Annotated in this window: 17 protein-coding genes; 4 read left to right on the top strand and 13 right to left on the bottom strand. The window is 62.3% G+C overall.

Annotation, left to right across the window (positions count from 1 at the left end; all coding sequences use genetic code 11):
* The first annotated feature begins 77 nt into the window (after window positions 1-77).
* The 3 genes from ACWGTI_RS15130 to ACWGTI_RS15120 all read left to right on the top strand — a co-directional run bounded on the left by ACWGTI_RS15130 (window position 78) and on the right by ACWGTI_RS15120 (window position 2,703).
* Window positions 78-1,028 carry an ABC transporter substrate-binding protein gene (locus tag ACWGTI_RS15130; RefSeq protein WP_454587850.1) on the top strand — a complete coding sequence of 317 codons (951 nt, stop codon included), beginning with the start codon at window positions 78-80 and terminating at the stop codon, window positions 1,026-1,028.
* Window positions 1,029-1,135: 107 nt separating this feature from the next.
* Window positions 1,136-1,909, top strand: a complete 774-nt coding sequence (locus tag ACWGTI_RS15125) for an ABC transporter permease (RefSeq protein ID WP_454587962.1) — start codon at window positions 1,136-1,138, stop codon at window positions 1,907-1,909.
* On the top strand, window positions 1,906-2,703 hold the full coding sequence (locus tag ACWGTI_RS15120) for an ABC transporter ATP-binding protein (RefSeq protein WP_454587849.1): 798 nt from the start codon (window positions 1,906-1,908) through the stop codon (window positions 2,701-2,703). Before ACWGTI_RS15125 ends, ACWGTI_RS15120 begins: the two co-directional genes overlap by 4 nt.
* A gap of 10 nt (window positions 2,704-2,713) precedes the next feature.
* On the opposite strand, the gene ACWGTI_RS15115 is transcribed toward ACWGTI_RS15120, so the two are convergent.
* The 3 genes from ACWGTI_RS15115 to ACWGTI_RS15105 form a co-directional block, all read right to left on the bottom strand.
* Window positions 2,714-3,652, bottom strand: a complete 939-nt coding sequence (locus ACWGTI_RS15115) for a GlxA family transcriptional regulator (protein ID WP_454574385.1) — start codon at window positions 3,650-3,652, stop codon at window positions 2,714-2,716.
* Window positions 3,653-4,002: 350 nt separating this feature from the next.
* Entirely contained in the window at window positions 4,003-4,137 is a 135-nt protein-coding gene (locus ACWGTI_RS15110) for a hypothetical protein (RefSeq protein ID WP_023681787.1), read from the bottom strand.
* A 364-nt stretch (window positions 4,138-4,501) separates the two neighbouring features.
* Entirely contained in the window at window positions 4,502-4,687 is a 186-nt protein-coding gene (locus tag ACWGTI_RS15105; protein ID WP_454587848.1) for a hypothetical protein, read from the bottom strand.
* 202 nt (window positions 4,688-4,889) lie between these two features.
* Here ACWGTI_RS15105 and ACWGTI_RS15100 point away from each other — a divergent pair, with 202 nt between their 5' ends.
* Complete coding sequence (locus ACWGTI_RS15100; protein ID WP_454574353.1) at window positions 4,890-5,789, top strand: LysR substrate-binding domain-containing protein; 900 nt, start codon at window positions 4,890-4,892, stop codon at window positions 5,787-5,789.
* Between the two features lie 61 nt (window positions 5,790-5,850).
* On the opposite strand, the gene ACWGTI_RS15095 is transcribed toward ACWGTI_RS15100, so the two are convergent.
* From ACWGTI_RS15095 to ACWGTI_RS15050, 10 genes are all read right to left on the bottom strand, one after another.
* Window positions 5,851-6,816, bottom strand: a complete 966-nt coding sequence (locus ACWGTI_RS15095) for an alpha/beta hydrolase (protein ID WP_454587847.1) — start codon at window positions 6,814-6,816, stop codon at window positions 5,851-5,853.
* A 252-nt stretch (window positions 6,817-7,068) separates the two neighbouring features.
* Window positions 7,069-7,236, bottom strand: a complete 168-nt coding sequence (locus tag ACWGTI_RS15090; RefSeq protein WP_454574351.1) for a hypothetical protein — start codon at window positions 7,234-7,236, stop codon at window positions 7,069-7,071.
* A gap of 186 nt (window positions 7,237-7,422) precedes the next feature.
* A complete protein-coding gene (locus tag ACWGTI_RS15085; protein WP_454587846.1) occupies window positions 7,423-9,552 on the bottom strand; it encodes an ASKHA domain-containing protein in 2,130 nt (709 codons plus the stop codon).
* Window positions 9,503-10,477, bottom strand: coding sequence for a methyltetrahydrofolate cobalamin methyltransferase (locus ACWGTI_RS15080; RefSeq protein WP_454587845.1), 975 nt, complete (start codon window positions 10,475-10,477; stop codon window positions 9,503-9,505). Before ACWGTI_RS15080 ends, ACWGTI_RS15085 begins: the two co-directional genes overlap by 50 nt.
* 74 nt (window positions 10,478-10,551) lie before the next feature.
* A complete protein-coding gene (locus tag ACWGTI_RS15075; protein ID WP_454587844.1) occupies window positions 10,552-11,643 on the bottom strand; it encodes a methylenetetrahydrofolate reductase in 1,092 nt (363 codons plus the stop codon).
* On the bottom strand, window positions 11,640-12,263 hold the full coding sequence (locus tag ACWGTI_RS15070; protein WP_454587843.1) for a methylenetetrahydrofolate reductase C-terminal domain-containing protein: 624 nt from the start codon (window positions 12,261-12,263) through the stop codon (window positions 11,640-11,642). The genes ACWGTI_RS15075 and ACWGTI_RS15070 overlap by 4 nt, the downstream gene beginning before the upstream one ends.
* Window positions 12,256-12,558, bottom strand: a complete 303-nt coding sequence (locus tag ACWGTI_RS15065; RefSeq protein WP_454587842.1) for a virulence factor — start codon at window positions 12,556-12,558, stop codon at window positions 12,256-12,258. Before ACWGTI_RS15065 ends, ACWGTI_RS15070 begins: the two co-directional genes overlap by 8 nt.
* A 192-nt stretch (window positions 12,559-12,750) precedes the next feature.
* Entirely contained in the window at window positions 12,751-13,533 is a 783-nt protein-coding gene (locus ACWGTI_RS15060; RefSeq protein ID WP_454587841.1) for a formyl transferase, read from the bottom strand.
* 107 nt (window positions 13,534-13,640) lie between these two features.
* A complete protein-coding gene (locus ACWGTI_RS15055) occupies window positions 13,641-14,216 on the bottom strand; it encodes a DUF4893 domain-containing protein (RefSeq protein ID WP_454587840.1) in 576 nt (191 codons plus the stop codon).
* Window positions 14,217-14,330: 114 nt separating this feature from the next.
* The gene (locus ACWGTI_RS15050; protein ID WP_454587839.1) at window positions 14,331-14,960 is read right to left on the bottom strand and encodes a DUF1638 domain-containing protein; all 630 of its coding nucleotides are present in this window, start codon (window positions 14,958-14,960) and stop codon (window positions 14,331-14,333) included.
* Window positions 14,961-14,970 lie beyond the last annotated feature (10 nt).

Raw genomic sequence — 14,970 nt, 5'->3', positions numbered from 1 at the left:
CACGTTCCTGTTCATTGACAAGCAGAATAGCGTCTGTGAACACTTCGCCATCCAACACAATAAGAAGGGGAACCGACATGAACAGGATCACCAAACTTGCCGCGGCATTGACCCTTGCGGCAGGCTTTTCAGCTCCGGCCATGGCTGCCACCTCAGTCACCATCGGCATCAGTGGCTGGACCGGCTTTGCGCCGCTGACACTCGCCAAGCAGGCGGGCATTTTTGAAAAGCATGGCCTCGACGTCACCTTGAAGAAGGTGCCGCAGGCGAGCCGCCCGCTCGCCATCGCCAGCGGCGATCTGCAATGCGCCGCCACCACGGTCGAAACCTGGCTGGTGTGGAACGCCAGCGGCGTCACCACCAAGCAGATTTTCCAGCTCGACAAATCCTATGGCGCCGACGGCATTGTCGTGCGCAACGACATCAAGACCGTCGCCGATCTCAAGGGCAAGAATGTCGCGTCCTCGGCGCCGGGAACTTCGCCCTATTTCATGTTGGCTTGGGTGCTGAACAAGAACGGCCTGTCGACCAAGGACGTGACAGTCGTCAACTTGGAGCCGGATGCGGCAGCGCAGGCCTTCCTCGCCGGGCAGAACGATGCCGCCGTCACCTATGAGCCGTTCATCTCGGCGGTGCGCGACAAGGCCGACCAGGGCCACATATTGGCGACGACACTCGATTATCCGATGGTGCTCGATACGGTCGGCTGCACGCCTGAATTCCTGACGGCCAACCCCGATGCAGCCAAGGGGCTGGCCGACAGCTATTTCGAGGCACTCGACCTGATCAAGAAGGATCCGCAGAAATCCTACGAGATCATGGGCGCCGACGTAAAACAGTCGGCCAAGGAATTCGAGGATTCGGCGAAGTATCTGAAATGGGCCGACAAGGCTGAGAACAAGCAGTTCTTCACCAAGGAATTCCAGGATTTTTCCAAGACGGCCGGCGAACTCCTGCTGCAGATGGGGCTGATCAAGGAGGCGCCGGATGTCGCCACGCTGGCCGACACCAGCGCGGTGTCGAACTGACAGTCCGGCCTTTGACTGTTGCGCGGCGCCGCCTGGCGCCGCCGCCTTCTCCTGGACAAAGCACGATTTGAGCATGGGGGACCATTGAAGATGGCGACGATTCGATGATGCGCCCCTTGCATCCGGTGTCGCCGGGCCTTCGCACCGTGCTCGGCATTTCCTTCTTCGTGCTGTTCGTCGCCTTCTGGGCGTGGATCACGTTTGGCGGTCACGTCAACCGCATCTTCCTCGCCGATCCGCTGTCGATGCTGAGGGATGGCTGGCGGCTGCTGGTCGAAGACCGTTTCTGGCTCGACATACTGATTACCATCTGGCGGGTGTTCGGCGGCTTTGTGCTGGCGTCGCTCGTCGCGGTGCCGATCGGTATTGCCATGGGCGCCTGGAAGCCGGTGGAGGCGTTTCTGGAACCGTTCGTCTCCTTTGCCCGCTATTTGCCGGCCTCGGCCTTCATTCCGCTGCTCATCCTGTGGGCCGGCATCGGCGAGCTGGAAAAACTGCTCGTCATCTTCGTCGGTTCGGTGTTCCAGATCATCCTGATCATCGCGGTCAAGGTTGGCTCCACGCGGCGCGATCTGGTCGAGGCTGCCTATACGCTGGGCTCGACCAACAACGGCATCGTGCGGCGTGTGATCCTGCCGGCCAATGCGCCCGAGATTGCCGAGACGCTGCGGCTGGTGCTCGGCTGGGCGTGGACGTACGTCATCGTCGCCGAGCTGATCGGCTCGTCGTCCGGCATCGGCTACATGATCATCAACAGCCAGTCTCGGCTGGCGACCGGGCAGATCATCTTTGGCATCATCGTCATCGGGCTGATCGGACTGTTGTCCGATTTCGCCTTCAAGGCGCTCAACCGCTGGCTCTTTCCGTGGAGCCTGGCATGAGCAAGCTTTTGATCGAAGGCGTCTCCCGCACCTTCGCCGGCGTGCGCGGCGGGCAGCCGGTCAAGGCGCTGATGCCGGTCGACCTGACGGTCGCCGCCAACGACTTCATCACCATCCTGGGACCGTCGGGCTGCGGAAAGTCGACGCTGCTCAGGATCGTCGCCGGACTTGAAGCGCCCAGCGAAGGCCGTGTGCTGCTCGACGGCAAGGCGGTGACAAGGCCCGGCCCGGATCGCGGCATGGTGTTCCAGTCCTACACGCTGTTTCCCTGGTTGACGGTGGCACAGAATATCGCCTTTGGCCTGCACGAGCGGAAATTGGCCGAGCGGGAGCGGGCCGAAATCGTCGCCTCCTATGTAGATCTCGTTGGGCTGAAAGGCTTCGAGAACCACTGGCCAAAACAGCTTTCCGGCGGCATGCAGCAGCGCACCGCGATCGCCCGGGCGCTGGCCAATGATCCCGAGATCCTGTTACTGGACGAGCCGTTCGGCGCGCTCGACAACCAGACCCGCGGGTTGATGCAGGAGCTTTTGCTCGGCATCTGGGAGCGGCGCAAGAAGACGGTGCTGTTCGTTACCCACGACATCGAAGAGGCGATCTTCATGGCCTCGCGGGTGATCGTGATGAGCGCGCGGCCCGGCCGCATCAAGTCCGATGTCGCCGTCGACCTGCCGCACCCGCGCCATTACACGCTGAAGACCAGCCCGGAATTTTCGGTGCTCAAGGCGCGGCTCACAGAGGATATCCGCGTCGAGGCGATGCGCACGGCCGAGGTGCAACCGGCCGGGGCCTGATCCTTTCGGATCAGGCGGCCAAAAGCTGCTTGCGGTCGACGCGCTCCTGCTGCGGCGAGCGGGCGTAGAGTTCGCGGTAGCATTTCGAGAAATGCGAGGCCGAGACGAAGCCGCAGGCGACGGCAACCTCGACTACCGGCATTGACGACTGAATTAGCAGATGCCGGGCGCGGTCGAGGCGGATCTCGAGATAGTAGCGGGCAGGGGAGCGCCCCATCTCGGTGCGGAACAGGCGCTCGATCTGACGGCGCGACAGGTCGACATGGTCGGCGATCTCGATCAGCGACAGCGGCTCGGAGAGGTTGCCTTCCATCAGTTCGATGATGGTCAGCACCTTGGAATTCTGCACGCCGAGGCGGGCGCGCAGCGGCAGGCGCTGGCGATCGGTCGGGCTGCGCACGCGGTCGGTCAGCACCTGCTCGCAGACACGGTTGACCAGATTGTCGTCGAAATCGTCGCCGATCAGCTTCAGCATCATGTCGAGGGCTGCGGTGCCACCGGCACAGGTGTAAATGTTCTGGTCGATTTCGAAGAGGTCGGCAAAAACGTTGGCTTTCGGGAAGGCTTCGGAGAAGCCCGGCAGGTTTTCCCAATGGATGGCGCAGCGCTTGTTGGAGAGCAGGCCGGCGGCGGCAAGGATATGCGCGCCGGTGCACAGGCCGCCGACGGCGACGCCTCTGTTGTACTCCTCGCGCAGCCAGGCGAAGGCCGACCTGTTCTGGTACCGCTCGACATTCATGCCGCTGCAGACGATGGCCATATTCGGCCGATCCGGCCCTGCCATTTTCTTGCGCTCTTCCTCGAGCGAGGTGTCGACGGCACATTCGACGCCGTTGGAGGCGCGCACCGGCTTGCCGTCAATGCTGGCGAGGCGCCAGCGATAGGCCTCATAGCCAAGCATGCGGTTGGCCGAGCGCAGCGGGTCGAGCGCCGTCGCAAAGGCGATCATAGTGAAGTCGGGGATGAGGAAGAATACAAACGATCGTTTGACCGGATGCTTTACGGCGTTCAAGGGAACCTCACGCAGCCATGGCGCGAACAGGATGTCGCGAACAGCATAGCGACATCAGGAAAAACCATTCCTGTCAATCGGCTAGAAGGCCAAGCGGCAACTAAATTTGCGACATGGGTCGCAAATGGGCAATGGTCCGGCACGATGGGCAGGGGCTGCCGCCGGATTGAGCATCGCTATCCGGCAACATCGGCGTAAGAACGAAAAACGCCGCCTCGGTCAAACCGAAGCGGCGCTGTTATCGGCTGTCGCCAGGGGCAGGGAAGCGCGGCGCGGTAGCCGTTATCTCAGGCGACGAAGCCGAGGCGCACCGCATTCATGGCGCCGGTCTGGCCGGGCATGGTGTTGGCAAGGCGCTGGCGCTCGAGAGCGGTCGTCAGGTTCATTTCGCGGCGGGCAAAGAGGCGGGCAAAAAGCTTCATCATCATCTCCTATCGGTTGCTCAGACGGGTCGCCTTCGCTTGATGGAGTGGGGCAGCTCGTTTGCTGGGGCTGATATAGGCTTGCGTGAGGGAAAACTAAATCGCAAATGCGAAGCGCTAGATCAGAAAAGCGACATCGATTGCGACATTTTTGTGCATGATGCTCAGAATTTATGTTTACTTACAACATTTTAACCGCGACGCTCAAGCGCTATGCAACTTGCACATAAGCGGCATGCAATGGCCGCATGGCTCTAAAAAGTCGTTTGAGTGCAAATAATTTTCAGCAAGGCTGGTGCTAAAATAGAGAAGACCTGCCGGGCTGGTGCGCGCGGCAGGCCTTCAGCACATGGTACACAATTGTTTACTTTGCTCCAGCCCAGGATCCGACGCCGTGGCGTGCACCGGTCTTGGTGTCGGCAGCTTCAGGCCAGCCGATATCCTTCTGCAGTTCGATCGGCAGCGAGCGGATCGCACGTTCGGTCTGGAAGCGGGCGCGGGCTGCGGTGAACTCGGTCGCAAGCCGACCGATGGATGACAGGATAGACATCTCATTCTCCTTGGTTGTGGCACGTCCCGCATGAACGCGTTTCGTCGCCGGGATATTCCGCATCGAATGCAGTTTCGTGTCAGGATGTTTCGAGGCGATGACACGTCCTGCCTTCGATGGAGTTGACTATCCTCCCAATCTGATGTTCAATCAAACGAAATGGAATGATGCTTCACATCAGAAAAATTGAAGGTCGGTCCCGATGAACGCCCCACTCAATCATCCGCTGCCGCTGCTCGATCTCGACGTTTTGCGCACCTTTGTGGCCATTGCCGAGACCGGCAGCTTCACCACCGCGGCCAATGCGGTGTTTCGCACGCCGTCGGCGGTCTCTATGCAGATCAAGAAGCTCGAGGACATTCTCGGCCGTTCCGTCTTTGCCCGCGATGCGCGCTCGGTGACGCTGACCACCGATGGCGAGATGCTGCTTGGCTATGCCCGCCGGCTTTTGTCGATCAACCGCGAAGTGGTGTCGAAGTTCATCATCCCCGAGATCGTCGGCGTGGTGCGGCTCGGCTCGCCGGACGACTATGGCGAGCGCGTGCTGCCGCATGTCTTGAAGCGCTTCGCGCAGTCGCATCCGTCGATCGCCGTCGACGTAACCATTGACCAGAGCAGCAATCTGCGCCGGCGCATGGATGACCGCGCGCTCGACATCACGCTGCTAACCAATTCCTACAAGACCAGCGCGCTCGGCGCCGAAGTGCTGTTGACCGAGCCGATCGTCTGGGCTGGCGCCAAGGGCGGCTGCGCGCATCTGCGCGAGCCATTGCCGGTGTCGCTATGGGAAGAGGGCTGCGCCTGGCGGGCCGGCGCGCTCGAAGCTCTCGGTCGCGAGGGCCGCAACTACCGCATCGCCTATATGAGTGCGCACACCGCCGGCCAGCGCGCCGCCATCATGTCGGATCTCGCGGTGGCGCCGCTGCCGAAGTCGTTCCTCGGCAACGACATGGTCGAGCTTTGCCCGAAGGACGGCATGCCTGACATCGGCACCTACAATCTGGCGATGGTTGTGGCGCCTGACGCCAGCGCGCCGGTCAAGGCGGTCGCCGACCATATACGCGCGACGTTCGAACTGTTCCGCGAGACCGGCAAGTTCTGATCGTTCTTTGTCGGACGCAACTGCGCAAGGGAAAGCGCTACACACTTTTCCTGGAGTTGCGCTATTCCGCTGCTTCCGCAGGGCGCGCCGCGAAGGCGGTTCGCGCTCTGCGCCGCGCATTTGCGCGCCGCTTGGTGGGCTCACCGGCGAGGAAAATGACGATGCTGTCCCTGGCGCGCCGCGTTTCCGGCATCTCGATCAGCGGCCAGACGTGGAACATGCCTTCCTCGTAGACCACGTCGATATCGACGCCGGCGGCACGCGCTTTTTCGGCAAAGATCAGATTGTCGGGGCTGAGCAGATCGCGCGAGCCGGCCAGCAGCAGCGTCTTCGGCAACACCGAGAGATCGCCGTAGAGCGGGCTGATGTGCCAGTCGCGGCTGTCGATGCCGGCGCTGTACATCCGGATCGCTTCCAGGCCGCCCGGAATGCCCAGCCACGGATCGTTGCGCTCTGCCTCGAAGACCTCGGGATTGGCGAGCGACATGTCGAGCCCGGGCGAGATCAGCACATGGAGCGACGGCAGGGGCAGGCCTTCCTCGGCCGCCATCATGGTCAGCACCACGGCCATGTTGCCGCCGGCGGAATCGCCCATGAAAACGATATCTTCGGCGTCCGTCTCATCCAGCATCTGACGGTAGACGTCGCCGACCATGCCGAACATGGCGTGGAAATCGTGTTCGGGCGCGATGGGGTAGATCGGCACGGTGATGCCGAAACCCAACCGCTCCGCCATCTCGGCGATCAGCCCCCAATGATAGGAGGTGATCTGGAAGACATAGGCGCCGCCATGCATGTAGAGGATGCGCCTGCGCTCGCCGGCCTTCGGCGCGATCTCGTAGACGGGGAAGCTATCGACGCTCCGCTCGGTGATATGGAGACGCTCACGCAGCAACGCCGGCGGATGATGGTCCTCGGTCTTGCGCGCATAGGCGATCCAGCGCTGCAGGTTTTCCGGGCTGGCAAATGCCTTCTTGCGGCTATGCCGAAGAATGAAGGAAACGAGATGGCTTTTGAAACTGGGCATTCGAATACACAGGCTCGGCCGCAGCCGACTAAGAGAATTTCCCCACTACCCCGAAGATCGTACCTCCAGCCGAAATGTCAAGATTTTGGCCCAACGCAACACGGTTGTTTGATCAACCGAGTTTGCGGTTTTCCGGCAAACGGTCTCAGCGCCGAGGCAGCAGCGCAGCGCGCAGCTTGATGTCGGTGATCGCCGGGACCACACGGCGGTCCCGGCGCTTGGCCAGCAATTTGCACTTGTCGGCGAAGGTCATCAGCGTCCCGAGCCCAGGATCAGGCGCGTCAGATTGGCCTGAGCGTCGATGCGCGGCGACACGGGCCAGCCGATGTCCTTCTGCACTTCGGGCGGCAGGCTGTTCATGGCACGCACGGACTGGGCATGCTTGATGGCCGCGCGAAAACGGCCGAGGGTCTCGAACATCGTTATCTCCTTTGAAGCGTTGTGACGGCGCAATAGTCCGGCCCGCCTTTCGGTGTCCGTTAAATGCTTCACGTCTGTATCGGGTGGATTGCGCGAAAACAGCGCTTCGGTTTCCAGATCGGGGCGATCTGGAAACATTTGCATACAAATGAAATTATAAAGAATTCGCCAGCCTTGGCGGCCGGCCTATTCCCGACTGCGCCTGGCCGCGTGGCCTTCGCGCGAACGCCGGCGCGGTGCAGCGTCACCGGCGACGCCATCCTCGCTTACCGTCTTGCGCGGCGGCAATTTCACCGCCGCCGACAGTTTCGGGAACGGATCGACCTTGTTCGGCAGCGCCATGGCATAGACGAAATGCTCCTGGAATTTCGGCTCGAGCGCGGTCTCGATCTTCTCGATATGGCTGACCGTGTCCTCGATCTCGCGGCGATAGCCGCGATTGAGCAGCGCCATGCGGGCGCCGGCGCCGGCGGCGTTGCCGACGGCTGACACCTTGTCGAGGTCGCAATCCGGGATCAGGCCAAGCACCATGGCGTATTTCGGATCGATGAAGGAACCGAAGGCGCCGGCGAAATGGATACGGTCGACCTGCTCGGTGTTCTGCTTTTCCATCAGAAGCTTGGTGCCGGCATAGAGTGCTGCCTTGGCAAGCTGGATGGCGCGCACGTCGGTCTGGGTGATGGTGATCTTGGGTTCGCCTTCCTTCAGCACATAGGAGAAGGTGCGGCCATTGGCGGTGACGCGTGGCGACCGGGCGGCAAGGGAGCCATCGACAACGCCGTCCTCGGAGATGATGCCGGCGAGGTACATCTCGGCTACGATCTCGATGATGCCGGAGCCACAGATGCCGGTGACGCCGGTTGCCTGCACGCTGTCGAGGAAGCCTGGTTCGTCGGACCAGAGTTCAGAGCCGATGACGCGGTATTTTGGTTCCAGCGTGTCGGGATCAATGCGCACGCGCTCGATGGCACCGGGGGCGGCGCGCTGGCCGCCGGAGATTTCAGCGCCCTCAAAGGCCGGACCAGTGGGCGAGGACGCCGCGACAACGCGCGTGCGGTTGCCGAGCACGATCTCGGCATTGGTACCGACGTCGACGATCAGCATCATCTCGTCCTGGCGGTGCGGGCCTTCCGACAAAGTCACGGCCGCGGCGTCAGCGCCGACATGGCCGGCGATGCAAGGCAGCATGTAAAGGCGGGCGCCCTGGTTGAGCTTCAGCCCGATATCGGCAGCCTTTATGCGCACGGCACCCGAAACGGCTAGCGCGAAGGGAGCGCCGCCGAGCTCGGTCGGATCGATGCCGAGGAACAGATGGTGCATAATCGGATTGCCGACGAACACCGAATCCAGGATGTCGTTGCGCTGGACGTTGCCTTCGGCACAGACCTTGTCGACGAGGCCGGAGATCGCCTCGCGCACCGCGACCGTCATGCCTTCGCGGCCGTCAGGGTTCATCATCACATAGGAGACGCGGCTCATCAGATCCTCGCCGAAGCGGATCTGCGGATTGGATGTGCCCGAGGAAGCAGCGACGCGGCCTGACAGCAGCGACACAAGGTGCATGGCAATGGTGGTCGAGCCGATGTCGCAGGCCAGCCCATAGGCCTCGTTCTTGAGGCCGGGCCACAGCGCGATGACGCGGGCGATGTCGCTCTCGGCATCCTTGTGGATGGCGGCGGTCGCGGTCCAGTTGCCCTTCCGCAGAATGCCTTGCACCTGCGGCATCAGGTAGAAATCGAATTCGAGGTTTTTGAAGCCCCAATCCTTCATCAAGGCGATCTTCAGGCGGTCGAGATCCCCGAGCGGCTTGTGCATGTCGGGCTCTTCGATCTCGACATAGCACATGCGGATCGCCGCATCGCGGGCGATGACCCTGGTGTCGGCATCCTTGCGGATGGTCTGCGCATTGATGACAGTGTCCTGCGGCACGTCAATGACGAGGTCGCCGAGGATCTGCGCCGAGCAGGAGAGGCGGCGCCGCTCGGGCAGGCCGCGCACGCGCTCGTAGCGCTCTTCCTTGGCGCCCTTGGGCGAGATGTGGTCGTTGGACGAGACGATCTTGTGCTTGGCGAAATTGCCTTCCTGCACCTCGATCTGGCAGCGTCCGCAGGTGGCGCGGCCACCGCAGACGCTTTCGACATAGACGCCAAGCTGGCGCGCGGCATCGAGCACCGGCGTGCCGACCGGAAACCGCCCGCGCTTGCCCGACGGCATGAACAGCACGAGCGGATCGGTGATGTTGGCAGGCGAGTTCACGATTGCGCGCTTATCCCCTGGCCATGCGGGCTTCACGGCCGCCGCGCCGGCGGCCACCATTGCCGCCAGCTTCGCCCGGAGCGTTGACCGCCACGGGCGCGGCAACCGCCTGGCCACCTTCGGCCGGCTTGTAGTCCTTGTAGGTCCTGATCCAGTTGGTGCAGTTCTCGTCGGTGCCGTTGAGCACATTGGCGCCGCGCACGGCTTCCATTTCCTGCGGCCGCACCGGGTTCATGATCGCCGAGGTCATGCCGGCGCCGATCACCATCGGGATGAAGGCGGCGTTGATGCCGTGGCGGTGCGGCAGGCCGAACGAGATGTTGGAGAGGCCGCAGGTGGTGTTGACCTTGAGCTCTTCGCGCAGGCGACGTAGCAGCGCAAACACCTGGCGGCCGGCATCGCCCAGCGCGCCGATCGGCATCACCAGCGGATCGACGACGACGTCATGCGCCGGAATGCCATGGTCGGCGCAGCGCTCGACGATCTTCTTGGCCACGGCAAAGCGCACATCCGGATCCATCGAAATGCCGGTCTCGTCATTGGAGATGGCGACGACCGGCACATTGTATTTCTTGACCAGCGGCAGGATGGCTTCGAGCTTTTCTTCCTCGCCGGTGACGGAGTTGACCAGCGGGCGGCCCTTGGCCACCTTGAGAGCTGCCTCGATGGCGGCAGTGACAGAGCTATCGATCGACAGCGGCAAATCGACCAGCCCCTGGACGATCTCAAGTGTTTGCACGAGGAGGCCCGGTTCAGTTTCGTTCGGGTTGACCGAGGTGACGCCGGCATTGACGTCGAGCATGGTGGCGCCGCAGGCGGCCTGTTCCAGTGCGTCCTTGATGACGGTCTCGAAATTGCCGGCGATCATCTCGGCGGCCAGCTTCTTGCGGCCGGTCGGGTTGATGCGCTCACCAATCACGCAAAAGGGCTGGTCGAAGCCGATGATGATCTCTCGTGTCGCCGAGGCGACGATGGTCCGGGTCATGAAGTCTCTCCGCCTGATATAAAGTGCTTCTTTATATCGTCTCTGGTTTCGTTCCAGGTCTGGTGCTTGGCCGCTTAGTGCGCGGTCTTTACCATGTCCACCTGCGTTTCGGTAATCTCGTCATGCAATATGTGTTCGAGCCGGTCGGCGACCATCTGGTCGTCGTGGCGGATCTCACGTTTCCACGGCTGGCGGCCTTTCAGCACGCCCGATTCATCGACGATCTCGGCGACATATTCCTCCTGGCGGTAGGCCATCACATGGATGCCGGAGACGCCTGGGATTTCCTTCACCTCATTGATGATGTCGGTGCAGAGCTGTTTGCCTTCCTTCTTCTGGTCCTGCGCGCCTTCCAGCCGCTTGATGATCGCGTCCGGGATATGGATGCCCGGCACGTTGGAGCGGATCCATTTGGCCGTCTTGGCCGAGGCCAGCGGGCCGACGCCGCACAGGATGAAGACCTTTTCGGTGTGGCCGAGATCGCGCGCCTTCTGCATGAAGGTTTTGAACATCGGCACGTCGAAGCAGTACTGCGTCTGCACGAACTGCGCGCCGGCGGCGATCTTCTTGCCGAGGTGAATCGGACGGAAGTCGAAGGGCGGCGCGAAGGGATTGACGGCGGCGCCGAGGAAAATCTGCGGCGGTGTCGTCAGCTTGCGGCCGGACAGGAACTTGCCGTTGTCGCGCATGATGCGGCAGGTTTCGAGCAGCGACATGGAATCGAGATCGAACACGGGCTTGGCGCCGGGCTGGTCGCCGGCCTGCACGCCGTCGCCGGTGAGGCACAGCATGTTGGCCACGCCCATCGCAGCCCCACCCAGCACGTCGCCCTGGATGGCGATGCGGTTCCTGTCGCGGCAGGCGATCTGCATGATCGGGGCATAGCCCATGCGGGTCAAAAGCGCGCAGATGCCGACCGACGACATGTGGCAGTTGGCGCCCGACGCATCGACCGCGTTGATGGCATCGACCCAGCCGTCGAAGATCTTGGCCCGGTTATAGACGTCTTCCGGATCGGCGCTGTCGGGCGGGTTGAGCTCGGTGGTGACAGCGAATTCGCCGCGCCGCAGCACGCGCTCCAGCCGGCCGCGTGAGGAGTGGCCGGGCAGGGGATCGAGCGGCAGATGGATGCCGGCCGGGTTCTCGTCGCGCTGGCGGGCGATCATGCGGCGGCTCCCGTCCTGGCATTGGCCGCGGCCTCGCGGGCTGCTGCCGACTGCGCCGTCACCCGCAGCCAGGCCGATGTTTCGCGCAGCGACTGGTCGACCGGCTTCTGCACGGTCAGGATCTTGTCGCCATGCTCCATGTTCTGCGAGCCTTCCCAGGCCTTGACCCAGACGCAAGGCATATCGGGCTCGACCTCGCAATTGCCGTTGGCGCGCACGCCGCCGCAAGGGCCGTTGCGCAGCTGCTTGGGGCAATTCATCGGGCACGACATGCCGGTCGAGGACAGGATGCACTGGCCGCACATGCGGCAGTCGAACATGAAGCCTTTGACGCGCTTTTCAACGAACTTGATCGGCGCCTCGACGCGTCCGTAGCCAAGGCCTTTCCACAAAGGATGGAGAAGCAGGAACATGTCGGCGAACCGAGAGTAGAACCATTCGAGGAGGCGCGAATGGCGGATCGACCACAGCCTGACGGCAAACGAGCGCTGCACGCGCCGCTGCGGCGACACGTCGGCCGGCTTGTAGTCGGATTTCGGCGCTGCCTTCTTGACCAGAGTGGCCTGGGTAACCGTCTGGATTTCCCTTTGGCCGTCTTTGCCAGGAACAGTTTCAGACATTTTCTTTCCCACCCGCCTTGACCAGAGCGACCAGCCGCTCGCGGTCGTATTTCGCATCGAGTTGCTGAAAGGCCTTCTCGACTTCGGCTTCGAGATCGTCGCCGACCGGAACCGGTTCGGCCTTGCGCCATTCGGCGAGGTAGTCGTCGGTGCCGCCGGCGCCGGTGCGCATGGCGCACATGTCGATCGCCTCGGTGAAGCGCAGCGGCAGTTCGCGCTTGGCGTTCTGCCGGCCCTTCTTGACGATGACCTGGGCAGGGATGTCGCGCCAGTAGACGACAATCAGATCGGCCATGAAACTCTCACTCCCGTAGAACGCCGTGCGTCCAGTTGGACGCACAAAGGACGCTCTACCGCTTTATTCAGCAGTGTCGAGCATTGCCGCATGCGCCATGAGGCTGCTTGTTATGGGACGACGCGCGCGCATTCAAAAACGACGCTATTGGAAGTCGCAAAAAGAAAGGCGAGATTCGCAGGCGAAACCCGGCTACCACACGCGCCTGGTGAGGCCGGTCCAGAGGTAGAACCAGATGGTCGGGTGGTACCACTGTCTCGACGGCAGGTCCGGCTCGATCGTCGTCAGTCTGCCCGTCAGTGCATCGCGGACCGCCTCGACGCAGATGTCGCGCGAGAACGCCGCCTGGCGTAGCGCATAGCTCGAAATTGTGTCGCCGGGCTTGGGCCTGCCGCGCGCCTGTTTCAGCACGCCGCCGGTGTCGACGCCGGCATCCACCAGATGCACGGTGGTGCCGAAATTTTCGGGATCACCGGAAGCCAGCGCCCAGTAGCCGCCATTCATGCCGCGATATTTCGGCGCGATGCCGGCGTGGTAGTTGAGCACCGGGCACGGCATTTGCGCCAGCGTCTGCCTCGACAGCAGCCGGCAGCCGGCGAGCAGCACCACACCCGGGCGGATGTCGGCGATCGCCTGCAGGCAATCGGCTGCGTCGGCCGAGGAGACGTGGATGATCTTTTGTCCCGGTTTCGGCTCGGTCCGCAATTTCTGTTCGGCAATCAGCCGCTCGGCATGGCCGGCGAAAAAGCGCTTGCCGAGCCTGGTCAGCACCATCGTGCCGAGCTGGCCGATTGCTAGAAGCCAGCCCTGGCGGCGGGCGCGGCCAAGCAGCAATTGCTTTTTGGATTCAGGGCTTTCGAGGATGACGCTGACAGGGCCGAGCTGGTCGGCGACGGCGTTGACGATGGCCCAGATGTGCGGCCCGCCTTCGGTGACAACGACGATTGCAGCACTGTTCTTATCAGCTGAAGCCATGGTGCGCCTTCCTGCCGGCGCGCATCCATTTGTACCGCGCTGCCCGGCGCAATTCTGTGCCGGGCGGGGTTAAATCTTGATGACCGCGGGTGTGAGAGACCAACAGCTCAGCGCTTCAATTCCATGATGTCGAGATGCGATTCGTAGTAGGGCGCCGGGAATTCGATGCGCCATTCAGTGGCGCTGTTGCGGAAGGCGTAGCCGATCTGGTCGCTTTCAGGGCCGCTGCCATAGGGTTTTGGCTTGTTGTCATTGACATAGCCGGAGCCGAGATAGATTGCGCGTTTCTCGCTATCATCGAAGAAGCGGCCAGTTGTGCGCTGAGAGCCGCTGATCTTTTCCAGCCGCCAGCCGGAGCCGTCGTCGCTCACCTTGCATTTGAACCAACCGTAGATGACCAACGGGCTGATGCCGCCGACCTTGATGGTGCGGCATTGCCAGTTGCCGGTCAGGTCCTTGTCGGAAAAGGCCACCAGTGGCTTTGCCAGCAATGCGTCGAGTTGACTGACCTCTGCGGGTTCTCCGGCTTTTGCCTCGGCCAGGGCCGCCTTGCGGGTCTCGCCATATTTGTCGAGGCGCACCTTGTCGACCGGCGTGATGATCTTCTGCACCTCGCCGTCGGCGTGAGCGGGCAGGACGAGGCAGAGGAGGCCAAGGGCGGCGAGCAGGAGGCGTGGGGTCATCGGGACGTTTCCGTGTTCGGATGGCTGAATCAGGCTGTTGCTTTTGGCGCACAACTTACCCATTCAGGGCGGCCTGTCATCTGCTCTCGACGGTGTCGCGGCTCAAGAATTTCTTCAGGCGTGGGCGGCGGCCTGCGCCAGCTCGACCGTCAGGTCGCCATAGCCGGTGGCGCGGCGCTCATAGACGAGACCGAGCAGCTTGGCGGCCTTCTCGGCGACCTTGTCGAGTTCGGGATCGTCGGTCTGGGCGATGTAGATCAGTTTCTCGTAGTTGCCGAAATAGTCCTTGATCAGCTCCGGATGCTTGTCGAGGCCAAGCGGCTTCATGAAGAAGGCATCGAACTGGCGGCACAGGAAATCGGTCATATAGAACGACATCATGTCGTCGTCGGCGACCTTCGCATAGGCATCCATGCCCTGGTAAAAGGCAAAACAGTGGGGGCCGGCCATGCGCTCGACACCGTGCTTCTCCAGCACCCGGTCGAGCAGGCCGCCAGTGCCGCAATCGGCATAGCCGACGAAGATGTTCTGGTAGCCGTCCGCCTTGGCCTTCTCGATCGCCTTGTCCATCGCCGGCGCGATTCGGTCGGGATAGAAATGGAACTCCGCCGGCAGGCAGGTCAGGTCGAGATGGTCGAGCTTGAGCTGCTCCTTGACGGCCAAAACTTCGCGCGCGATCATTCCACAGGCGATGACCAGCAGCCTGTCGTCTTGATTCGGTTTCGTTTTTTGTTTCCTGGCCATGGAACCCGGT

The organism is Mesorhizobium sp. ArgA1 (genome assembly GCF_053714375.1).
This window is presented reverse-complemented; position numbering and strand designations above follow the sequence as displayed.